This is a genomic window from Pseudomonas sp. B21-048 (assembly GCF_024748615.1).
Taxonomy (GTDB): Bacteria; Pseudomonadota; Gammaproteobacteria; order Pseudomonadales; family Pseudomonadaceae; genus Aquipseudomonas.
In genome coordinates this window covers 225,621-246,549 of the sequence record NZ_CP087168.1, presented here as the reverse complement: position 1 = coordinate 246,549, position 20,929 = coordinate 225,621, and the positions used below count along the sequence as shown (strand labels likewise).

Here is a 20,929-nt window from a genome sequence, read left to right as displayed (position 1 = left end):
CGATGCTCGCATATTGCGGATCGCGAGTCTGCGGGAAAGGCCATCTGACCCGTTACCCGCAAGACCCGCTCCTACAAATCACCGATCACTTCGTGGCGGCGCCATCCGGAACGAACACGTAACCCACGCCCCAGACGGTCTGGATGTAGCGCGGTTTGGACGGATCGGGCTCGATCATCCGGCGCAGACGGGAAATCTGCACATCGATGGAACGCTCTAGGGCATCCCACTCGCGACCACGGGCCAGATTCATCAATTTGTCGCGGGTCAGTGGTTGACGCGCATTCATGACCAACGCCTTGAGCACCGCGAACTCACCGGTGGTGAGCATGTGCACTTCGTCGCCGCGCTTGAGTTCGCGGGTGGCCAGGGACAGTTCGTAGTCACCGAAGGTCACGCTTTCGTCTTCGCTGCCCGGGGCGCCTGGCACCGGTGCCGCCTGACGACGCAAAACCGCTTTGACCCGAGCCATCAGTTCGTCCGGGTTGAACGGCTTGGCCAGGTAATCGTCGGCGCCCAGTTCAAGGCCCTTGATGCGGCTGAGTTCATCGCCCTTGGCGGTGAGCATGATGATCGGAATCTGATTGTTCGCCGTGCGCAGGCGGCGGCAAGCGGTCAGGCCGTCTTCGCCGGGCAGCATCAGGTCAAGGACGACCAGGTTGAACACTTCACGCGCCAGCAGGCGGTCCATTTGTTCGGTGTTCGGGACGGCGCGGGCACGGTAGCCCTTGCTGACGAAAAAGCGTTCCAGCAGGCTGCTCAGCCCAGGATCGTCGTCAACAATAAGAATTTTTTCGCCTTCAGCAATGTTTGCAGTGCTGCTCATTGGATGCTCCTTTGATCTCGGCGCGCATTATGGCGTAGCTGCCGTTATACGCACCGTGTGCATTGTTAGCAGATTTTTCCTTCACCGCCAGAAAACCGGGCATTGTGCCTACAACCCGCGATGCCCCCGAATGGACAGAACGCTGGTTATAATGCGCGGCCTTTTGTGTCAGGCAACGTCTGATCGTTACTGCAAGCAGCCGCTTTTTTTTCATGGCGCCGGCAGTAATTGTTCGATTTCACGGGTCAACGGGAAGCCTGTTGGCTCAGGTAGCGGCGCACGCCAGGCCGCTCAACCAGACTCGCCGAGCCCTTATCTCTGCGCCTGCGAGCCTGCTTTCACAATTTGTCAGGTGGTTTTATGGACAGCATCAACAGCCGCATCGCCGAGGAACTCGGTGTACGCCCACAACAGGTCGAAGCGGCCGTCGCGCTACTCGATGAAGGCTCTACCGTTCCCTTCATCGCCCGCTACCGGAAAGAAGTGACCGGCAGCCTCGATGACATCCAGTTGCGTCATCTGGAAGAGCGTTTGCGCTACCTGCGAGAACTCGACGAACGGCGGATCAGCATCCTCGCCAGCATCCAAGAGCAGGGCAAACTGACCCCGCAACTCGAACGCGACATCAAACTCGCCGACACCAAGACCCGCCTCGAAGACTTGTACCTGCCGTACAAGCAGAAGCGCCGCACCAAGGGCCAGATCGCCCTGGAAGCCGGCCTCGGCGAGCTGGCCGATGGCCTGTTCAACGACCCGACCCTGAACCCTGAAGCCGAAGCCGCGCGCTTCATCGACGCCGAAAAAGGCGTGGCCGATGTGAAAGCCGCCCTTGAAGGCGCCAAGTACATCCTCATGGAACGCTTCGCCGAAGACGCGGGCCTGCTGGACAAGTTGCGCAACTACCTCAAGCAGGAAGCCACCCTAAGTGCCCGCGTCATCGCCGGCAAAGAAGAGGAAGGCGCCAAGTTCCGCGACTACTTCGAACACGACGAACCGCTGAAAAGCATGCCGTCGCACCGCGCGCTGGCGATTTTCCGTGGCCGCAACGAAGGCATCCTCAGTTCCGCGCTGAAAGTCGGCGATGAACTGCCAGGCACCATGCACCCGTGCGAAGGCATGATCGGCCAGCAATTCGGCATCCAGAACCAGAACCGTGCCGCCGACAAATGGCTGGGCGAAGTGGTGCGCTGGACCTGGAAGGTCAAGCTCTACACCCACTTGGAAACCGACCTGTTGGGTGAACTGCGCGATGGCGCGGAAACCGAAGCGATCAACGTGTTCGCGCACAACCTGCACGACTTGCTGCTGTCGGCCCCGGCCGGCCCGCGCGCCACCCTGGGCCTCGACCCGGGCCTGCGCACCGGTTGCAAGGTCGCCGTGGTCGATGCCACCGGCAAGCTGCTGGATCACGCCACGGTTTACCCGCACGTACCGCACAACAAGTGGGACCAGACCCTCGCCGTGCTCGCCGCCCTGTGCGCCAAGCATTCAGTCGACCTGATCGCCATCGGCAACGGCACCGCCAGCCGCGAAACCGACAAGCTTGCTGCCGAGCTGATCAAAAAATACCCCGCCATGAAGATGACCAAAGTCATGGTCTCCGAGGCCGGTGCATCGGTTTACTCGGCGTCGGAACTGGCTTCCAAGGAATTCCCGGACCTCGACGTGTCGATCCGTGGCGCGGTGTCGATTGCCCGTCGCTTGCAGGACCCGCTGGCGGAGTTGGTGAAGATCGATCCGAAATCCATCGGCGTCGGCCAGTACCAGCACGACGTGTCGCAGCTGAAACTGGCACGCGGCCTGGACGCGGTGGTCGAGGACTGCGTGAACGCCGTCGGCGTCGACGTCAACACTGCCTCCGTGGCGCTGCTGGCGCGCATCTCCGGCCTCAACGCGACCCTGGCGCAGAACATCGTCAGCCACCGCGACGAGCATGGCGCGTTCAAAACCCGCGCCGCATTGAAGAAAGTTGCGCGTCTGGGTGAAAAAACCTTCGAACAGGCCGCGGGCTTCCTGCGCGTCATGAACGGCGACAACCCGCTGGATTCGTCCGCGGTTCACCCGGAAGCTTATCCGCTGGTGCAGCGCATCGCCGCTGAAACCGATCGCGACATTCGCTCGCTGATCGGCGACGCGAGCTTCCTCAAGCGCCTCGATCCGAAGAAGTACACCGACGAAACGTTCGGTCTGCCGACGGTCACCGACATCCTGCAAGAGCTGGAAAAACCCGGCCGCGATCCACGTCCCGAGTTCAAGACCGCCGAGTTCCAGGAAGGCGTCGAAGACCTCAAGGACTTGCAGCTGGGGATGATCCTCGAAGGTGTGGTGACCAACGTGACCAACTTCGGCGCGTTCGTCGACATCGGCGTGCATCAGGACGGTTTGGTGCACATCTCTGCACTGTCGGAGAAGTTCATCAAGGATCCGCGCGAAGCGGTGAAGGCCGGTGATGTGGTCAAAGTGAAGGTCATGGAAGTCGACATCCCGCGCAAACGCGTTGGCCTGTCGATGCGCATGAGTGATACCCCGGGCGAGAAGATCGACGGCGCTCGTGGCGCGCGTCCGGGTTCGGCACCACGCCAATCCCAGAACACCGCACCGCGTAAGGAAACCACGGCAGCGGCCCCGGCCAACAACGCCATGGCCTCGCTGTTCGCCAACGCCAAACAGTTGAAAAAACGCTGATGGAGATCCCGGCTGGCTTGACCGAAAGCGCGTTTTTCAAGCTGCTGGGATGTCGCTTGCACAGTCTGGAAACCGGGGTGGCGCAAGTCGCCCTGGCGCTTGAGCCAGAACTGCGCAATCGCGGCGGCAAACTGCACGGCGGCGCTTTGTTCAGTCTGGTGGACATTGCCATGGGGCTGGCGTGTTCCAGCACCCACGGCTTTGACCAGCAGAGCGCAACCATCGAGTGCAAGATCAACTACATCCGCGCCGTCGCCGACGGTGAAGTGATGTGCACGGCCCGGGTGATCCACCCGGGCCGCCGCACGTTGGTGGTCGAGGCCGATGTGATGCAAGGCGACAGACTCGTCGCAAAAGCACAAGGCACGTTCGCTGTCCTGTAGCCGCCCATCATCAATTTGAGTTAATTTCGGCGCTGTGACTGCAGCGTCGGAGTTTTCTTCGCGCGCGATAGCCAGATTCAGGGAGTGAAGTTGGCTTTTAAATGTGAGCCTGTGCGGCTAATACCAGTCAGTAAGGTACGCAACCTATGAGGGCGGGCTTGCCCGCGAATGCAGTGTGTCAGGCGACGTGGACTGACATGCCCTCCTCGCGAGCAAGCCCGCTCCCACAGGGAATTGCGGTGATCAATCTTTAACTGGCTGGCATCTGTTCTGTGCGGCTCAAAAACCAGGCGAAAACGCCAGTTTTAACTTCACCCTTGTAGACCGTCTTGCCCACCCCCATATTGGGGCGACTGACGCGTGAAGGAATCCAACTTGAGCGAACTTCTCAACCGCCGCCTGGCTCTGCTCGGCGAGCGCGCTAACCTCTCTCTGCTCGAACAGTGCCTTCACGGCATCGAACGTGAATGCCTGCGCGTGACAGGCGAAGGGCGCCTGGCGCAAACGCCGCACCCTGTAGCATTGGGTTCCGCGCTGACCAATGAACAAATCACCACCGACTATTCCGAGTCGCTGCTGGAATTCATCACGCCAGCCCTGCCAGACCCGGCGGAAACCCTGGCAAGCCTCGATAAGATCCATCGGTTTGCCTACAGCAAGCTCGGCAATGAGTACCTGTGGAGTCCATCGATGCCGTGCCCGTTGCCGGCCGAGGAAGACATCCCGATCGCTTATTACGGCACCTCCAACATCGGTCAGCTCAAGTACGTCTATCGCAAGGGCCTGGCGCTGCGTTACGGCAAGACCATGCAGTGCATCGCCGGAATCCACTACAACTTTTCCCTGCCGGAAAAGCTCTGGCCGCTGCTTAAAGAGGCCGAAGGCTTTGTCGGCACCGATCGCGATTATCAGTCGTCGGCCTACATCGCGCTGATCCGCAACTTCCGCCGCTACAGCTGGCTGCTGATGTACCTGTTCGGTGCTTCGCCTGCGCTGGACGCCGGTTTCCTGCGCGGTCGCTCGCATCAGTTGGAACAGCTGGACCCGGACACCTTGTACCTGCCGTACGCCACCAGCCTGCGCATGAGCGATCTGGGTTACCAGAGCAACGCCCAGGCCGGTCTGACGCCGTGCTACAACGATCTGACCAGCTACACCGACAGCCTGCGCAAAGCGGTGGCCACGCCATACCCGCCGTACGTCGAAGTCGGTACGCATCAGGACGGTGAGTGGGTTCAGCTCAACACCAACATCCTGCAGATCGAAAACGAGTACTACTCCAACATCCGCCCGAAACGCGTGACCTACACCGGTGAGCGTCCGATTCAGGCACTGGTGGCCCGTGGCATTCAGTACGTCGAAGCGCGCTGCCTGGACATCAACCCGTTCCTGCCGATGGGCATCGACCTCACCGAGTCGCGGTTCCTTGATGCATTCCTGTTGTACTGCGCGCTGAACGACAGCCCACTGCTGACCAGTACCAGCTGCGGCAATGCGACGTCGAACTTCCTCAGCGTGGTCAAGGAAGGTCGTCGTCCGGGCCTGCAATTGCAACGCGACGGGCAGCCAGTAGACCTGAAGGAATGGGCCAGCGAATTGCTGGAAAAAATTGCGCCATTGGCGGCATTACTGGATCAAAGCCATGGCGGCGATGCCCACAGCAAGGCCCTGGACGCACAACTGGCCAAGGTCCAGGACTCGTCCCTGACGCCATCGGCGCAGGTGTTGGCGGCGATGGCCGAGCACAAGGAAAGCTTTGCCCGATTCTCCCTGCGCCAGAGTCAGGTGCACGCAGAGTTTTTCCGTAGCGAGCCGCTTTCAGACGAAGAACAGGCTAAATTTGAAGAACTGGCGCGCTCGTCGCTGGCTCAGCAGGTGGAGCTGGAACAGAACGAAGTCGGCGATTTCGATGTGTTTGTCGGGTCGTATCAGGCGAGTATTCTGGCGATCAGTAACTAAACTCTGAAGGCCCTGCGGACTTTATCGCGGGCAAGCTTCGCTCCTCGATCGTTCCCACGCTCTGCGTGGTAATGCCTCAAGGGACGCTCCGCGTCCAGGTGACGCGGAGCGTCACCGGCTGCATTCCCACGCGGAGCGTGGGAACGATCGACAACGGTCTCTCTTAGAATTTTCCGCTCATAAGATAATTCGAAAAAGTTATTTATTTTCGGATTCTTATATCATTTAGTCTCCTTTTCACGCCGACTCTCGGTCGCCTGACAAGGAGCTTTCCGATGAAACTGACTTCCCCTCTTCGCCTTCTGGCCGCCGCGTTTCTGGCTTCGGCGAGTTTTCTGGCTCAGGCAGCAGATGTGACCGTCGCCTACCAGACCACCGTTGACCCCGCCAAAGTCGCCCAAGCCGACGGTACCTACGAAAAAGCCACCAAAGCCAACATCGACTGGCGCAAATTCGACAGCGGTGCCGACATCATCGCCGCCATCGCTTCCGGCGATGTGCAAATCGGCTACCTCGGTTCCAGCCCTCTGACGGCGGCAATCACTCGCAAAGTCCCGGTAGAAACCTTCCTCATCGCCACCCAGATCGGCGCCGCCGAAGCGCTGGTCGCTCGCGACGGTTCCGGGATCAAGACTCCGCAAGACCTGATCGGCAAGAAAATCGCCGTACCGTTCGTTTCCACCGGTCACTACAGCCTGCTGGCCGCGCTGAAACACTGGAACATCGACCCATCGAAAGTCACCGTACTCAACCTCGCCCCGCCGGCGATCATCGCTGCGTGGAAACGCGGTGATATCGACGCCACTTACGTATGGGACCCGGCGCTCGGCGTGGCCAAGGAAAACGGCAAAGTGCTGATCACCTCAGGCGAGTTGGCCAAGTTCGGCGCGCCGACTTTCGATGCCTGGATCGTGCGTAAGGATTTCGCCGAGAAGCACCCGGAAATCGTCACCGCGTTCGCCAAAGTGACCCTCGATGCCTACGCCGACTACCGCAAAGACCCGAAAGCCTGGCTCGCCAACCAAAGCAATGTCGACAAACTGGTGAAGCTCTCCGGTGCCAAGGCCAGCGACATTCCATTGCTGCTGCAAGGCAACGTCTTCCCGCTCGCGGCTGATCAGGTGATCACCCTCGGCGCGCCGACCACCAAGGCCATCACCGACACTGCGGTGTTCCTCAAGGAACAGGGCAAGGTCGAGGCCGTGCTGCCGGACTACGCGCCGTACGTCAGCGCCAAGTACATCACCAACTGATCGGGAGTTAACCGCGATGGCTTTGCTTGAGCTGGAGCGCATCGGCGCACAGTACCCCGGCAGCCCGGAACCTGTGCTGGCGGATATTTCCCTGAGCCTGGGGCCCCGGCAGTTGCTGGTCGCCCTCGGCCCGTCCGGCAGTGGCAAGACCTCGCTGTTGAACCTGATTGCCGGTTTCGTCGAGCCCACTGCCGGGCGCATCACCCTTGACGGCGTGCCAGTCAAAGGCCCGAGCGCCGAGCGCGGCGTAGTGTTCCAGGACGACGCCCTGCTGCCTTGGCAGGACGTGCTGGCCAACGTCGGCTTCGGCCTGGAACTGGCTGGCGTCCCCCGGGAAAAACGCGAAATCCGTGCCCGGGAAATGCTCGCGCTGGTGGGCCTTTCCGGTTTCGAAAATCGCCGAATCTGGCAGCTCTCGGGCGGGCAGAAGCAACGTGTCGGCCTCGCTCGTGCACTTGCCGCAGCCCCTCGGGTTTTGCTGATGGATGAACCCTTCGGTGCCCTCGACGCCTTCACCCGCGAACAGATGCAGGAGCTGTTGCTGCAAGTCTGGCAACGCACCGCCAAACCGGTGTTCCTGATTACCCATGACATTGAAGAAGCGGTGTTCCTCGCCACGGATCTGATTTTGCTGGCACCAAACCCCGGGCAAATCGTCGAGCGTCTGAGTCTGGATTTCGGTCAGCGTTACGCCGCTGGCGAATCGGCGCGGGCGATCAAATCCGACCCGCGCTTTATCGAAACCCGCGAACACGTGCTCGCCAAAGTGTTCTCCCAACGCAGTGCCGTCCAGCGGCAGGAGCGCGCATGAGCACTTATGAAATTCCCGCCGCGACGGTGAAGTCGGGCTCGACGGTCATTGTGCTGCGTCGCAGTTTGAACACGCGCTGGATCAGCGTGCTGACTCTCATCGCGCTGTTGGCGATCTGGTGGGCCGTGACGGCCACTGGTTTGATCGAGCCACTGTTCCTGCCGCCACCCTCCGCCGTGCTGCAAAAAGGCTGGCTGCTGGTGACCACCGGCTACATGGATTCGACCTTGTGGCAGCATTTGGGCGCGAGCCTCAGTCGTATTGGCCTGGGTCTGGGCTTCGCGGTGCTGACCGCCGTGCCGGTCGGCATCGCCATTGGCCACAACCGCACCGCTCGCGGCATTCTCGATCCGCTGATCGAGTTCTATCGTCCGATTCCGCCGCTGGCTTATCTGCCGCTGATCGTGATCTGGTGCGGCATCGGTGAGCTGTCGAAAGTCTTGTTGATCTATCTGGCGATTTTCGCCCCGATCGCGATTGCCACCGCCACTGGCGTGCGCACCGTCGACCCGGCCAAATTGCGCGCCGCGCAGTCGTTGGGCGCGACTCGGGCGCAGTTGATTCGGCATGTGATTCTGCCCAGTGCCTTGCCGGACATTTTGACCGGCGTGCGGATTGGTCTGGGTGTCGGTTGGTCGACGCTGGTGGCCGCCGAATTGATCGCTGCCACCAGTGGTTTGGGCTTCATGGTGCAGTCGGCCGCGCAATTTCTGGTCACTGATGTGGTGGTGCTGGGGATTCTGGTGATCGCGCTGATCGCCTTCGCCATGGAAATGGGCTTGCGTGCGCTGCAACGCAAACTGGTGCCATGGCACGGCCAGGCTCATTGAATATTCATTGTGGGAACCCCGGATTAAAGAGAACCACCATGAGCCACCTGACCATCGTCCCTTTAAGCTCCGCCCTCGGCGCGCAAATCAGCGGCGTCGACATCAGCCAGCCGCTGAACCTGGAGCAACGCGACGCCATCGAACAGGCGCTGCTCAAGCATCAAGTGCTGTTCTTCCGCGACCAGCCGATCGAGCCGCAACAACAAGCGCGATTCGCCGCCTATTTCGGCGACCTGCACATTCACCCAATCTACCCGAACGTGCCTGAGCAGCCGGAAGTGCTGATCCTCGACACCGCCGTCACAGACGTACGGGACAACGCGATCTGGCACACCGACGTGACCTTCCTGCCAACCCCGGCCATGGGCGCGGTGCTCAGCGCCAAACTGCTGCCGGAATTTGGCGGCGACACGCTATGGGCCAGCGGTATCGCGGCGTATGAAGCGCTGTCCACGCCGATGAAAACCTTGCTAGAAGGGCTGACCGCTACTCACGATTTCACCCGTTCGTTCCCGCTGGAACGCTATGGCAATACACCAGAAGCGCTGGCCCAGTGGGAAGAGGCCCGGCGCAAGAACCCACCGTTATCGCACCCGGTGATTCGCACGCACCCGGTGAGCGGGCGCCGGTCGTTGTTCGTCAATGAAGGGTTCACGTCGAAGATCAATGAGCTGTCGGAAACGGAAAGCGAGGTGATTCTGAAATTCCTGTTCGCCCACACCACACGGCCGGAATTCACCATCCGCTGGCGCTGGCAGAAAGACGACATCGCGTTTTGGGACAACCGCGTGACCCAGCATCACGCGGTGGATGATTACCGCCCGGCGCGGCGGGTGATGCAGCGGGCGACGGTGTTGGGGGATGTGCCATTTTTTCGGTGACGCTTGAGTCTAGAAGTAACATTCGAATTGACGCCACTACTCGTCTGACAAGCTGTATAAAAAAACAGGTCGCTCTTCCATAACGAATAAAAATGAAGTAAAAATCCGCTTACCGAATAGTGAGTGATGAATCGCATGATCACAAAAGAAGAAATTCAAAGCTTCATTCGTGCGCAAGTTGATAGAGAGTTTTTTGAAGAACTCGGCGTCCTGATTCCTCAAACCTTTCAAAAAGCTTCGAAAGTGGTGCATGACCTCCTGATTCATACCCCTCAAGAAGATCTGAGGGGACACTTACGCCACTCACTTGCTCAAGAAGCCTTAGCAGGTATGACCCGCTGGAATCCGCTCATCAAATCAACCGACCCCAAAGGGCACAGTTACGTCCTATTGGAACTGGGAAAACTCCGCATCACATCTGTCGTTTTGCCTTGACAAAAAGAAGTTCGCGCAGCGAAACACCGCAGTGAACTGAAATCGCTGAACGAATCGTTAGCGTCAACCCAGATGGATTGGATCGATGGGCTGTCCCACACCGTTTCCGAACAATTGATCCATGCACTCGTCGTAGTCCACGCACCACCTCCACGTTCAGCAGATCAATCAGAGCCCGTGGCGATCGTGATGGCCATACCTTATTTCAACGGTAAGGGCTTCCATATGGATTGCACGTTCGAAGAGCTTCTTCAGGGCTACTCTGATAACCCAGCAATTGATCAGAAACCGATTGAATTGGTGAAATTGCGAGATAAGATGCGCCGCGCTGAAGAAATCGAAGACCAAACTGATGATGAGCAAAATTCCAAGAGGTGAACCATGAGAACTGGAGTCGCGGGCTTTCAGTCCGAGCGTCTCAAACAGTTACGGCTCACGTGCGGTATAACCCAGACTGCCTTGGCCGAAATGGTTGGACGCGCCTCTGGAAATATTTCTAAATGGGAGAACGGGCTCCAGGTTCCGGAGGCCGATGCTTTCCAGCGGTTATGCGAGGTCTTTGGCGTCAGTGAAAACTGGCTTTTAGAAGAGCAAATCGTAACGAGTGAGAACACGCCGTTTTTCTTCCGCTCACAGGTGAGTGCCACCGCTAATGCGAGAGAAATAGCGGAGGTGCGCTTGGAATGGCTTCAAGACATCTCCTACAAACTTCAGGAAAGCCTTGAATTCGTCACCGTTAATGTTCCTCATCTGGAAGAAAGCAACTGCCTGCTGATTTCCGACGAAGAAATCGAACGAATGGCTAGCGAATGTCGTCAAGCATGGGGCCTGGGAATCGCTCCCATACCCAATGTCGTTCAGGTTCTGGAGAATGCCGGGATCGTCTGCGCTCGAACCACGCTAGGCCACCTGAAAATGGATGGTGTATCAAATTGGTATGAGCTGGATCAGCGACCTTATGTACTCCTTGTAGCAGATAAGGCGAACGGCATACGAAATCGATTCGATGCGGCCCACGAGCTTGGACATATCGTTCTCCATCGGCAAATTTCCAAGGAACAGTACGAATCGAATTACGCGTTGCTTGAATCACAGGCACATCGATTGGCAAGTGCATTCCTGATGCCAGCAGAAAGTTTCTTAAGGGAGATTCGCTGGCCTACGCTGGATACCTTGCTAGCACTGAAACCACGCTGGAAAGTGTCTGTGGCAGCGATGGTTCGTAGATGTCTAGACCTAGAGATAATCAATGACACCACGACAACAAGATTGTGGAAAGCCAGGTCAGCAAGGGGCTGGGTCAAAGGCGAGCCTCTGGATGGCGATTTCGATTTTGAAAGGCCGCAGTTAATTGCTCAAGGCGTAAAGATGCTCGTGGAAAACAAGGTACTTTCCCGATCTCAAGTCAGACAGCTACTGGGACTACCTCTGCCGATTCTGGAAAGCCTGTGTAGCCTTGATAAGGGTTACTTTACCCTTCCAGATCAATCGCAGGTGATCGACATGCAGCTCAGAAAGAGATCTGCGAGGGATACATTTTTCAATGAAACAGCAGAGATACTAGGCTTCCCAAGCAAAAAATAACGACCGCGTCGCCCCTCAAAGTAAATCACGCATCCCTTCTCCCGCGAGGGGATGCTTGATTCGGCTCTTGACCCTCGAACGAATTTACTCAGCCGTCGAAGGCTTCTCCCAAAGATTGACCCCACCTTCCTGGGCAAACCGGTCAATCTCCGCCAACTCTTCAACGCTAAAACTCAGATTCTTCAACGCCCCGACGTTCTCGATGATCTGCTCCGGCCGGCTCGCGCCAATCAGCGCCGAGGTCACCCGTGGATCCCGCAAGGTCCAGGCCAGCGCCAACTGCGCCAGGCTCTGACCGCGACGTTTGGCGATTTCATTGAGCGCCCGCACCTGGGCGATGTTGGCTTCGGACAGGTGAGACGCCTGCAACGAACCACCACCCGGACGATTGACCCGCGCATCCGCTGGCACGCCATTGAGGTACTTGTCGGTCAACAGCCCCTGAGCCAATGGCGTGAAGGCGATCACGCCGGTACCGAGTTCATCGGTGGTGTCCAGCAGGTCCTTTTCCACCCAGCGATTGAGCAGGTTGTAAGCCGGTTGATGAATCAGTAACGGCACTTTCCACTCTTTCAGCAACCCGGCGATTTCACGGGTTTTCACCCCGGAATACGACGAGATACCGATGTACAGCGCCTTGCCCTGCTGCACCGCGGTGGCCAGTGCGCTGGCGGTTTCTTCCAGCGGCGTGTCCGGGTCGAAGCGATGGGAATAGAAGATGTCTACGTAGTCGAGGCCCAGGCGCTGCAGGCTCTGGTCGAGGCTGGCCAGCACGTATTTGCGCGAACCACCGCCCTGACCGTAAGGGCCGGCCCACATGTCCCAACCGGCCTTGCTGGAGATGATCAACTCATCGCGGTACTGCTTGAAGTCTTCACGCAGCAAACGACCGAAGTTTATCTCGGCGCTGCCGTACGGCGGGCCGTAGTTATTGGCCAGGTCGAAGTGGTTGATGCCCAGATCGAATGCCGTGCGCAGCAACGAACGCTGGGTATCGATTGGCGTGCTGTCGCCGAAGTTGTGCCACAAGCCCAGAGACAGTGCCGGCAGCACCAGCCCGCTGCGGCCTACACGGCGGTAAGGGATGGAATCGTAGCGGTTTTCGGCAGCGGTGTAGGTCATCGAATCCTCTCTTGTCTGTCTTGAATGTGGTATCGACTGCTTTGCAAGTTGCCCAGCATACGCCCGGACAAACGCCGATAAATCTCGGACTCGAGAAAATACTGAAACGTTTCACAGATTATTAAATCTGACCGAAATCAGCGTTTCCATTCGGTAGTGCGGGCACTGGATCAACCTCAGGCCTGCAATCGCCGAGGCTGGCTTGGGTGAATGGTGGGTTGGTTTAACTATGCTCGATATATATAGGGATGAATCAGCAAGGACGCCTTCGCGGGCAAGCCTGCTCCCACAGCGATCGTGTCGTTCACGGCATTACCGTTCGATACAAACCCTGTGGGAGCGTGACTTGCCCGCGAAGACGGCCTCAAGGGCAATACACATCTGAAGGGCGGAGCTCCACCATGCACACAGCAATCATCATCTTCTTCGGTTTGCTTCTGCTGGCACTGATGCTGTTCATCGGCGAGAAAATCGGTTTCCCTCGCCAGACCCTGGCCTTCAGCTTTGTCGTGCTGTGGCTGGCGTTGACCTTGATCAACGGCGCGGTCGGCATCGTCAACGCCGGCCAGCCGTTGAGCACGGAACTGGTGGTCGGCAGCGCCGTGTTCGGTGTACCGGTGGCGGCGCTGGTGCTGTTCATGGTGTTGAGTACTGATACCTAGAAAGACTCAAAGATGGGTATGACGTGGGAGTTATCGCGATCGTTCCCACGCTCTGCGTCACAACGGTGCCAGACACTGCATCGGCGGCCCTGGAACGCGGAGCATCCCTTGATCATTCCCACGCGGGAGCGTGGGAATGATCGCTCAGGGAGAGACGTACAATCGGGGTGCCTTACTTCTGCGTCCCATCATCATGCTGCAGATTCGCCTGGGTCAGGTTGCACCCCGCCGGCACGCTGCGGGTCAGCCAGACGTTGCCGCCAATGGTCGACCCCTTGCCGATGGTGATCCGCCCCAGAATCGTCGCGCCGGCATAGATCACCACATCGTCCTCGACGATCGGATGCCGCGGATGGCCCTTTTGCAACTGGCCGTCTTCTTCCGCCGGAAAGCGCTTGGCGCCCAAGGTCACCGCCTGATAAATCCGCACGCGCTCGCCAATGATCGCGGTCTCGCCGATCACCACACCTGTCCCGTGATCGATGAAAAAACTGCGACCGATCTGCGCTCCCGGATGGATGTCGATGCCCGTGGCCGAGTGGGCGATTTCGGCGCTGATCCGCGCCAGCATCGGCAACCCGGCGCGGTACAAATGGTGGGCCAGGCGATGGTGAATCACCGCCAGAATCCCCGGATAGCAGAGCAACACTTCATCGACACTGCGAGCCGCCGGATCGCCGTGATAGGCCGCCAGCACGTCGGTGTCCAACAGGCTGCGCAACCCCGGCAGAGCGAGGGCGAAATCCTGAATGATCTGAATGGTTTTGGCCTCGACTTCAGTGTTGGCCTGGGCGCTGTGGCGCGCGGCGTAACGCAGTTCGAGCCGAGCCTGAGCCAGCAGCGCGTTCAACGCCACGTCGAGCGTATGGCCGACGTAGAAATCTTCACTTTCCTCGCGCAAATCCACCGGCCCCAATCGCATCGGGAACAGCGCACCACACAAGGCTTCGAGAATGTCCGCCATGGCCGCTCGGGACGGCAACTCGCGACCGCCTTGCTCGCCGCTGGCTCGGCCGTTTTGTGCGCGCCACTGATCGCGCGCTGTACGCAGTTGGCTGACGATGGTCTGCAATTGCCAATGGCTGGAACGCTCGCTCACGGTAAAAACTCCTCACGGGCGGCCGGACTGTCTGGCCGCGTTAACCGCGATTACTTTACGGCAACGCCTTGCAGCCGAATTAAGAACCAATAGTGCTGTGCTTAATACTTTTGGCTATAAGCGATGGGCAGTTGCCCCACTAAATACCCGTGCCTATAGTCCTGTCATCTTCTTCCGCCAGTACGGACCCATGATCAAACAACAGCTTGCCCGCTTTAACCGCCTCGACCTGCTCGGTCATCCTACTCCCCTGGAAAAACTCGAACGCCTGTCGACCTGGCTGGGCCGCGGTGTGTACGTCAAACGCGATGACTTGACGCCATTGGCACTGGGCGGCAACAAGCTGCGCAAACTCGAATACCTGGCCGCCGATGCGCAGGCAAAGGGCGCTGATACGTTGATCACTGCTGGCGCGATACAGTCCAACCACGTGCGCCAGACCGCTGCCATTGCGGCCAAGCTTGGCCTGGGCTGCGTGGCGCTACTGGAAAATCCCCTCGGCACGGACGACAGCAACTATGTCGGCAACGGCAATCGGCTGTTGCTGGACCTGTTCGATGCCAAGGTCGAGTTGGTGGAAAACCTCGACAATGCCGACGAGCAACTGGAAGCGCTTGCCGGGCGTCTGCGCAGCAACGGTAAAAAGCCGTATCGGGTGCCGATTGGTGGCTCGAATGCATTGGGCGCTTTGGGTTATGTCCGTGCAGGCCTGGAACTGGCCGAACAGATCAAGGACACCGGGCTGAATTTCGCCGCCGTGGTGCTGGCGTCCGGCAGTGCTGGCACCCACAGCGGCCTGGCGCTGGCATTGAGCGAAGCACTGCCGGATTTGCCAGTGATCGGCGTAACGGTTTCTCGCAGCGATGAAGCGCAACGACCGAAAGTCCAGGGCCTCGCCGAGCGCACGGCCGAGCTGCTGGGCGTGAGCCTGCCAGCGCATTTCAAAATCGAACTGTGGGACGAATATTTCGGCCCGCGTTATGGCGAACCGAATGCCGGGACACTGGCGGCGCTGAAGTTGCTGGCGAGTCAGGAAGGGTTGTTGCTGGATCCGGTGTATACCGGCAAGGCCATGGCCGGTTTGCTCGACGGCATCGGGCGCCAGCGCTTCAATGACGGCCCGATCATCTTCCTGCACACCGGTGGGGCGCCGGCGTTGTTTGCCTACAAAGACTTTCTGTAACTGATCATTCCCACGCTCTGCGTGGGAATGCAGCCCGTGACGCTTGGAATATCTCAAAAAAGAATAACAAATTGAATATTTAGTATTTTCCTATCTAAAGACAAGATCATATAGTCGCGCCGCAGGCGAATTTGCAGCAAGACGCATAAGCTGCTTTAGGGCAGGATATCGCAGTCGTTCAAATCCCGAATTTGCCAACTTTCCTTAAGCGTCTTCCAAGAAAACACAGGGGCTTGTCATGAATTTTTCTGCATTACGTCGAAATCTGCTGGTGGGCTCGCTGGGCCTGGCGCTAAGCGCCGGCCTGCTCGGGCAAGCGGTTGCTGGTGAGCAGCTGCAACAAATCAAGGACAAAGGTGTGATCAACATCGGCCTGGAAGGCACTTATCCACCGTTCAGCTTCGTCGACGAGGCCGGCAAACTGAGCGGCTTCGAAGTCGAGTTCTCCGAAGCCTTGGCCAAAGAGCTGGGCGTGAAGGTCAAACTGCAGCCGACCAAATGGGAAGGCATCCTCGCCGCCCTGGAATCCAAGCGTCTGGACGCGGTGATCAACCAGGTGACCATCACCGAAGAGCGCAAGAAGAAGTACGACTTCTCCACGCCTTACACCGTTTCCGGGATTCAGGCGCTGACCCTGACCAAAAACAAAGACACCATCAAGACCGCCGCTGACCTGGCCGGCAAGAAAGTCGGCGTAGGTCTGGGCACCAACTACGAGCAGTGGGTGAAAGAGAATGTGCCTAAGGCTGACGTGCGCACCTACGAAGATGATCCGAGCAAGTTCCAGGATCTGCGCGTCGGCCGCATCGACGCCATTCTGATCGACCGCCTGGCCGCGCTGGAATATGCCAGGAAGGCCAAGGACACTGCCGCCGCTGGCGAAGCGTTCTCCCGCCTGGAAGCCGGTATTGCCCTGCGCAAAGGCGAGCCTGAGCTGCTGGCTGCGGTGAACAAGGCCATCGACAAGCTGCGTGCTGACGGTACGCTGAAAAAGCTGTCGGAAAAATACTTCAGCGCTGACGTCACTCAATAATGGGAGAAGCTTTCCAACTTGCGCTGGACTCCGCGCCCTTTCTGCTCAAGGGCGCGTACTACACCGTCATCCTGAGCCTGGGCGGAATGTTCTTCGGCTTGCTGATGGGCTTCGGCCTGGCATTGATGCGGCTGTCGCGCTTCAAACTGGTGAGCTGGATCGCCCGCGTCTACGTTTCGTTCTTTCGCGGCACGCCGTTGCTGGTGCAATTGTTCGTGATTTATTACGGCTTGCCGCAATTGGGCATCGAACTTGATCCGCTGCCGGCGGCCCTGATCGGCTTCTCGCTGAACATGGCCGCCTACGCCTGCGAAATCCTGCGTGCCGCCATCAGTTCCATCGAGCGCGGCCAATGGGAAGCCGCCGCCAGTATCGGCATGACCCGCGCGCAAACCCTGCGCCGGGCCATCCTGCCGCAAGCGGCGCGCACAGCCTTGCCACCTTTGGGCAACAGCTTCATCTCGCTGGTCAAGGACACCGCGTTGGCAGCCACCATTCAGGTGCCGGAACTGTTCCGCCAAGCGCAGCTGATCACCGCCCGTACCTTCGAAATTTTCACCATGTATCTTGCCGCTGCGCTGATCTACTGGGTTCTGGCGACTGTACTATCGCACCTGCAGAACCAGTTGGAAGCGCGGGTCAATCGGCACGACCAGGAGTCCTGACCCAATGATTGTCGTGGAAAAACTGACAAAGCAGTTCAAGGGTCAGGTGGTGCTCAATGGCATCGATCTGCAGGTGAAGGAAGGCGAAGTGGTGGCGATCATCGGCCCCAGCGGCTCGGGCAAGACCACCTTCCTGCGTTGTCTGAACTTTCTCGAGGAGCCTAGCAGCGGCCGGATCAAGGTCGGCGATATCGAGATCGATGGCAGCCGTCCCCTGAACCAGCAGCAGAGCCTGGTACGGCGCTTGCGCCAGCACGTGGGTTTCGTGTTCCAGAACTTCAACCTGTTCCCCCATCGCACGGCCCTGGAAAACGTCATCGAAGGCCCGTTGGTGGTGAAAAAGATCCCACGCGCCGAAGCCGTTGCCCTGGGTAAAAAGCTGTTGGCCAAGGTCGGCCTGGCGGGCAAGGAAGACGCTTACCCGCGACGCCTCTCCGGCGGTCAGCAACAGCGTGTGGCGATTGCCCGGGCGTTGGCGATGGAACCGGAAGTGATCCTGTTCGATGAACCGACCTCGGCGCTGGACCCGGAGCTGGTGGGCGAAGTGTTGGCGACCATCCGCGGCCTGGCCGAGGAGAAACGCACCATGGTGATCGTTACCCACGAAATGGGCTTTGCCCGGGACGTGGCCAACCGCGTGGTGTTTTTCGACAAGGGTGTGATCGTCGAACAAGGTGAAGCCAAGGCACTGTTTGCCCATCCGAAAGAGGAACGGACGAAGCAGTTTCTCAGCAAGTTTCTTAATAACGCTTAGTTCTGCCACACTCGAAAAGTTGTCAACTTCCATGGATGGAAGTGGCATTAACTCCGCTTTATAAAAATCGCATACCCGCTTTCAACGAACCACATGATTCGCCTCCATCATAAATAACTTCCCACCGCCCGATGCGGTACATATATATATGTCCTGCAACAGATTCATATCGCCTAAAATTTATAAATCACCTCGCTGCCCACGCTCAAAGAGTTGCTGCCTCGGAGGCATAAAACCCACCAAATACCGGCCTATATTCGACAGAGCGATGCGGTTTATTAACCACGGCGCGTAGGAATTTTCTGAATCACGCAAGAACTAACCTTTAACCAACCAACGCTATTGACACCTATTCAACCGCACTCTTATCTAGTCCCCAACAGGCAACAGCCACCACACTCAATTATTGTTTAAGCGCGCAAATAGTGAATCGTTTTGTTGCTTGGTAATTCACGCCTTTCGATCTTTCAGAAATGGACTTCGCGGCAAGGCTTCAAGGAGAGAAACCCCATGACAAGCACTTCGAACAAACCCGAACTTGCAGCCCCGACCCTGGCGCAAAGCCACAAGGCCGGTATCAACATCACCTCGGCCGCTCATCTTATGATCGATGTGCCACCCTACCCCGGCATGGACGAAGGGGATCTGATCGAGCTGTTCTGGGACAACTGCTATGTCGCCTCCAGGGTGTTGGGGGCCGACCACAATAGCGAAGCCGTGAGCCTGCGGGTGCCGGAAAGTTTCATTGCCAATGGTTCTGCACGCGTCCATTACAAGGTCATGCAGGTCGGGCAAGGGCCGGCGGTATCACCGGCGGCGCGGGTCCAGATCAAACTCGATTGCCCGGGCGGCCTGCTTCTTTGCAATGAGGAAAACCAGAGCCTGGCGCCCGTATTCATCCCAGAGACCATTCGCCGTCAGGGGGTCAATTCGAACCAGGTCAAACGCGGTGTGCCGTTGACCATCGAACCGTACCTGAACATGGCCGCCGACGACGAAATCACCCTGCGCTGGGGCGATGTGCGCATGGACCTGCCCAAGCTCAAGGCTTGCGATGTGGGTCAGCCGATTCAGGTCTGGGTGCCCCCGGCGATCATTCTCGAAGCCGGCGAAGACCTTCGACTGGAAGTGACTTACTGCATCCTCGACCGCGTGGGTAATAACTCGCGATGGGCACCGGCACGCACACTGAAAATCGGCTGTGCCAATCCCTATCTCAAGGTGCCGCCCAAAGAAGCGCTCAAAGCCGCAGAGCCCCGCAGTCGATGAGGTCCTTGTAGCAGCTGAAGGCTGCGATCTTGGTGATTCAAAGGATGACGAACTTCTATACATATTCCTAAAAGTTAGTTCATTAATTATTTATACACGTTTAGGGTATATACACCGGACCACCGGACATTCGTGTTTTTCGTTCGCCGCAACTTGCGGCGCTTTCATGAGATGTGAGGTAGGTATGGTCCGGAACACAATCACCCCAGTGCAAATCGCCAGGGCATTGCGTGCAGCCAAGGAGCGGCACTGATGTCCAGTCTGGCAGATGCAATCGTCCAGAGTGATCTGGACATCGCCCCGTTGTTGTTGCCCGCGCAGGTCTTGCGCAACGACGCACAAGCCATCAAGGCTGCCCATGAGCTGGCGCAAGTCGCCCGCCTGCAAGCCGCCAAACGTGACCAGCAGCGCAAGCTGCCGTGGTCGGAAATCGAACAGTTCACCCGCAGCGGCCTGGGCAGCATTGCCATCCCGCGAGAGTACGGTGGCCCGCAGGTTTCATTCGTCACCTTAGCCTCGGTATTCGCGATCATTTCCGCGGCCGACCCGGCTTTGGGGCAGATCCCGCAGAACCAGTTCGGGATTCTCAACCTGATACTCGGCAGCGCCACCGAGTCGCAGAAAAAACAGCTGTTCAAAAGCGTGCTGGAAGGCTGGCGAATCGGTAACGCGGGACCGGAGCGCGGGACCAAAAATACCCTGGAGCTCAAGGCACGGATCACTGCCGACAGTGATGGCTTCGTCATCAATGGGCAGAAGTTCTATTCCACCGGGGCCCTGTTTGCCCACTGGGTGGCCGTCAAGGCGCTGAACGACGATGGCAAGCAAGTGCTGGCCTTCGTTCGTCGCGGAACACCGGGGTTGCGTATCGTTGATGACTGGTCGGGTTTCGGCCAGCGCACCACCGCCAGTGGCACCCTTTTGCTCAACAACGTGCGGGTCGACGCCGAGCTGGTGGTGGATAACTGGAAGATCAACGACAGCCCGAATACCCAAGGCGCCGTGTCGCAATTGATTCAAGCTGCCATCGACGCCGGCATCGCCCGGGGTGCCATCGATGACGCCATCGAGTTCGTGAAAACGCGTGCACGGCCGTGGATCGACGCCAAGGTCGAGCGCGCCAGCGACGACCTCTACGTGATCGCCGACATCGGCAAGCTGAAAATCGAACTGCACGCCGCCGAAGCGCTGCTGCGCAAGGCAGGCCAAGTACTCGATCAGGTCAACGCCGCGCCGCTCACCGCCGAGTCCGCTGCACACGCCTCGATTGCCGTGGCTGAAGCCAAAGTACTGACCACCGAGATCTCGCTGCTGGCCAGCGAAAAGCTCTTCGAGCTGGCCGGCAGCCGCGCCACCCTCGCCGAATTCAACCTCGACCGCCACTGGCGCAACGCCCGGGTGCACACGCTGCACGACCCGGTGCGCTGGAAATATCACGCGGTCGGCGCCTATCACCTCAACGGCGCATTACCGGCCCGCCATTCCTGGATTTAAC

Annotated in this window: 20 protein-coding genes; 17 read left to right on the top strand and 3 right to left on the bottom strand. The window is 58.6% G+C overall.

Annotated features, from left to right (window positions below):
• Positions 1-85 precede the first annotated feature (85 nt).
• Positions 86-826 carry a two-component system response regulator OmpR gene (ompR, locus tag LOY56_RS01110; RefSeq protein WP_007903084.1) on the bottom strand — a complete coding sequence of 247 codons (741 nt, stop codon included), beginning with the start codon at positions 824-826 and terminating at the stop codon, positions 86-88.
• Between the two features lie 360 nt (positions 827-1,186).
• Between ompR and LOY56_RS01105 the strand changes: the two genes are divergently transcribed.
• From LOY56_RS01105 to LOY56_RS01060, 10 genes are all read left to right on the top strand, one after another.
• A complete protein-coding gene (locus LOY56_RS01105; protein WP_008076563.1) occupies positions 1,187-3,511 on the top strand; it encodes a Tex family protein in 2,325 nt (774 codons plus the stop codon).
• Positions 3,511-3,894 (top strand): PaaI family thioesterase, encoded by a 384-nt coding sequence (locus LOY56_RS01100; protein WP_258618935.1) that lies wholly within the window; start codon positions 3,511-3,513, stop codon positions 3,892-3,894. Before LOY56_RS01105 ends, LOY56_RS01100 begins: the two co-directional genes overlap by 1 nt.
• Positions 3,895-4,269: 375 nt before the next feature.
• The gene (gene gshA, locus LOY56_RS01095; RefSeq protein WP_258618933.1) at positions 4,270-5,853 is read left to right on the top strand and encodes a glutamate--cysteine ligase; all 1,584 of its coding nucleotides are present in this window, start codon (positions 4,270-4,272) and stop codon (positions 5,851-5,853) included.
• Between the two features lie 275 nt (positions 5,854-6,128).
• The gene (gene tauA / locus LOY56_RS01090) at positions 6,129-7,106 is read left to right on the top strand and encodes a taurine ABC transporter substrate-binding protein (protein ID WP_123721711.1); all 978 of its coding nucleotides are present in this window, start codon (positions 6,129-6,131) and stop codon (positions 7,104-7,106) included.
• A gap of 16 nt (positions 7,107-7,122) precedes the next feature.
• Positions 7,123-7,917: a taurine ABC transporter ATP-binding subunit gene (gene tauB, locus LOY56_RS01085; RefSeq protein WP_258618926.1), complete on the top strand. Its 795-nt coding sequence runs from the start codon at positions 7,123-7,125 to the stop codon at positions 7,915-7,917.
• Positions 7,914-8,747 carry a taurine ABC transporter permease TauC gene (gene tauC / locus LOY56_RS01080; RefSeq protein ID WP_258618924.1) on the top strand — a complete coding sequence of 278 codons (834 nt, stop codon included), beginning with the start codon at positions 7,914-7,916 and terminating at the stop codon, positions 8,745-8,747. Before tauB ends, tauC begins: the two co-directional genes overlap by 4 nt.
• A 38-nt stretch (positions 8,748-8,785) precedes the next feature.
• Positions 8,786-9,628, top strand: coding sequence for a taurine dioxygenase (tauD, locus tag LOY56_RS01075; protein ID WP_258618921.1), 843 nt, complete (start codon positions 8,786-8,788; stop codon positions 9,626-9,628).
• Positions 9,629-9,763: 135 nt separating this feature from the next.
• Entirely contained in the window at positions 9,764-10,063 is a 300-nt protein-coding gene (locus tag LOY56_RS01070; RefSeq protein WP_258618917.1) for a hypothetical protein, read from the top strand.
• Positions 10,064-10,135: 72 nt separating this feature from the next.
• The gene (locus LOY56_RS01065; protein ID WP_258618914.1) at positions 10,136-10,441 is read left to right on the top strand and encodes a hypothetical protein; all 306 of its coding nucleotides are present in this window, start codon (positions 10,136-10,138) and stop codon (positions 10,439-10,441) included.
• A 3-nt stretch (positions 10,442-10,444) separates the two neighbouring features.
• The gene (locus tag LOY56_RS01060) at positions 10,445-11,647 is read left to right on the top strand and encodes an XRE family transcriptional regulator (protein WP_258618912.1); all 1,203 of its coding nucleotides are present in this window, start codon (positions 10,445-10,447) and stop codon (positions 11,645-11,647) included.
• A gap of 84 nt (positions 11,648-11,731) precedes the next feature.
• Here the strand turns inward: LOY56_RS01060 and mgrA are convergent, their stop codons facing one another.
• Positions 11,732-12,769, bottom strand: coding sequence for an L-glyceraldehyde 3-phosphate reductase (gene mgrA / locus LOY56_RS01055; RefSeq protein WP_258618909.1), 1,038 nt, complete (start codon positions 12,767-12,769; stop codon positions 11,732-11,734).
• Positions 12,770-13,170: 401 nt separating this feature from the next.
• Between mgrA and LOY56_RS01050 the strand changes: the two genes are divergently transcribed.
• On the top strand, positions 13,171-13,431 hold the full coding sequence (locus LOY56_RS01050) for a hypothetical protein (protein ID WP_258618906.1): 261 nt from the start codon (positions 13,171-13,173) through the stop codon (positions 13,429-13,431).
• A 172-nt stretch (positions 13,432-13,603) separates the two neighbouring features.
• Here LOY56_RS01050 and epsC read toward each other — a convergent pair whose 3' ends face one another.
• Positions 13,604-14,530 (bottom strand): serine O-acetyltransferase EpsC, encoded by a 927-nt coding sequence (epsC, locus tag LOY56_RS01045; protein WP_258618905.1) that lies wholly within the window; start codon positions 14,528-14,530, stop codon positions 13,604-13,606.
• 190 nt (positions 14,531-14,720) lie between these two features.
• On the opposite strand from epsC, the gene LOY56_RS01040 reads away from it, so the two are divergent.
• The 6 genes from LOY56_RS01040 (at position 14,721) to LOY56_RS01015 (ending at position 20,928) form a co-directional block, all read left to right on the top strand.
• Positions 14,721-15,713: a D-cysteine desulfhydrase gene (locus LOY56_RS01040; RefSeq protein ID WP_258618903.1), complete on the top strand. Its 993-nt coding sequence runs from the start codon at positions 14,721-14,723 to the stop codon at positions 15,711-15,713.
• 238 nt (positions 15,714-15,951) lie between these two features.
• Positions 15,952-16,746: a cystine ABC transporter substrate-binding protein gene (gene tcyJ / locus LOY56_RS01035; protein ID WP_258618900.1), complete on the top strand. Its 795-nt coding sequence runs from the start codon at positions 15,952-15,954 to the stop codon at positions 16,744-16,746.
• Positions 16,746-17,411, top strand: a complete 666-nt coding sequence (tcyL, locus tag LOY56_RS01030) for a cystine ABC transporter permease (RefSeq protein WP_052962896.1) — start codon at positions 16,746-16,748, stop codon at positions 17,409-17,411. Before tcyJ ends, tcyL begins: the two co-directional genes overlap by 1 nt.
• A 4-nt stretch (positions 17,412-17,415) precedes the next feature.
• Positions 17,416-18,165 (top strand): L-cystine ABC transporter ATP-binding protein TcyN, encoded by a 750-nt coding sequence (tcyN, locus tag LOY56_RS01025; RefSeq protein WP_258618897.1) that lies wholly within the window; start codon positions 17,416-17,418, stop codon positions 18,163-18,165.
• A gap of 510 nt (positions 18,166-18,675) precedes the next feature.
• A complete protein-coding gene (locus LOY56_RS01020; RefSeq protein ID WP_258618895.1) occupies positions 18,676-19,434 on the top strand; it encodes a hypothetical protein in 759 nt (252 codons plus the stop codon).
• A gap of 252 nt (positions 19,435-19,686) precedes the next feature.
• The gene (locus LOY56_RS01015; RefSeq protein WP_258618893.1) at positions 19,687-20,928 is read left to right on the top strand and encodes an SfnB family sulfur acquisition oxidoreductase; all 1,242 of its coding nucleotides are present in this window, start codon (positions 19,687-19,689) and stop codon (positions 20,926-20,928) included.
• Position 20,929: the final 1 nt, after the last annotated feature.

Excerpts from the sequence above, each read along its gene's own strand:
- ompR (WP_007903084.1), bottom strand. The coding sequence starts at position 826 with ATGAGCAGCACTGCAAACATTGCTGAAGGCGAAAAAATTCTTATTGTT.
- LOY56_RS01105 (WP_008076563.1), top strand. The coding sequence starts at position 1,187 with ATGGACAGCATCAACAGCCGCATCGCCGAGGAACTCGGTGTACGCCCA.
- LOY56_RS01100 (WP_258618935.1), top strand. The coding sequence starts at position 3,511 with ATGGAGATCCCGGCTGGCTTGACCGAAAGCGCGTTTTTCAAGCTGCTG.
- tauA (WP_123721711.1), top strand. The coding sequence starts at position 6,129 with ATGAAACTGACTTCCCCTCTTCGCCTTCTGGCCGCCGCGTTTCTGGCT.
- tauB (WP_258618926.1), top strand. The coding sequence starts at position 7,123 with ATGGCTTTGCTTGAGCTGGAGCGCATCGGCGCACAGTACCCCGGCAGC.
- tauC (WP_258618924.1), top strand. The coding sequence starts at position 7,914 with ATGAGCACTTATGAAATTCCCGCCGCGACGGTGAAGTCGGGCTCGACG.
- tauD (WP_258618921.1), top strand. The coding sequence starts at position 8,786 with ATGAGCCACCTGACCATCGTCCCTTTAAGCTCCGCCCTCGGCGCGCAA.
- LOY56_RS01070 (WP_258618917.1), top strand. The coding sequence starts at position 9,764 with ATGATCACAAAAGAAGAAATTCAAAGCTTCATTCGTGCGCAAGTTGAT.
- LOY56_RS01065 (WP_258618914.1), top strand. The coding sequence starts at position 10,136 with ATGGATTGGATCGATGGGCTGTCCCACACCGTTTCCGAACAATTGATC.
- LOY56_RS01060 (WP_258618912.1), top strand. The coding sequence starts at position 10,445 with ATGAGAACTGGAGTCGCGGGCTTTCAGTCCGAGCGTCTCAAACAGTTA.
- mgrA (WP_258618909.1), bottom strand. The coding sequence starts at position 12,769 with ATGACCTACACCGCTGCCGAAAACCGCTACGATTCCATCCCTTACCGC.
- LOY56_RS01050 (WP_258618906.1), top strand. The coding sequence starts at position 13,171 with ATGCACACAGCAATCATCATCTTCTTCGGTTTGCTTCTGCTGGCACTG.
- LOY56_RS01040 (WP_258618903.1), top strand. The coding sequence starts at position 14,721 with ATGATCAAACAACAGCTTGCCCGCTTTAACCGCCTCGACCTGCTCGGT.
- tcyJ (WP_258618900.1), top strand. The coding sequence starts at position 15,952 with ATGAATTTTTCTGCATTACGTCGAAATCTGCTGGTGGGCTCGCTGGGC.
- tcyL (WP_052962896.1), top strand. The coding sequence starts at position 16,746 with ATGGGAGAAGCTTTCCAACTTGCGCTGGACTCCGCGCCCTTTCTGCTC.
- tcyN (WP_258618897.1), top strand. The coding sequence starts at position 17,416 with ATGATTGTCGTGGAAAAACTGACAAAGCAGTTCAAGGGTCAGGTGGTG.
- LOY56_RS01020 (WP_258618895.1), top strand. The coding sequence starts at position 18,676 with ATGACAAGCACTTCGAACAAACCCGAACTTGCAGCCCCGACCCTGGCG.
- LOY56_RS01015 (WP_258618893.1), top strand. The coding sequence starts at position 19,687 with ATGTCCAGTCTGGCAGATGCAATCGTCCAGAGTGATCTGGACATCGCC.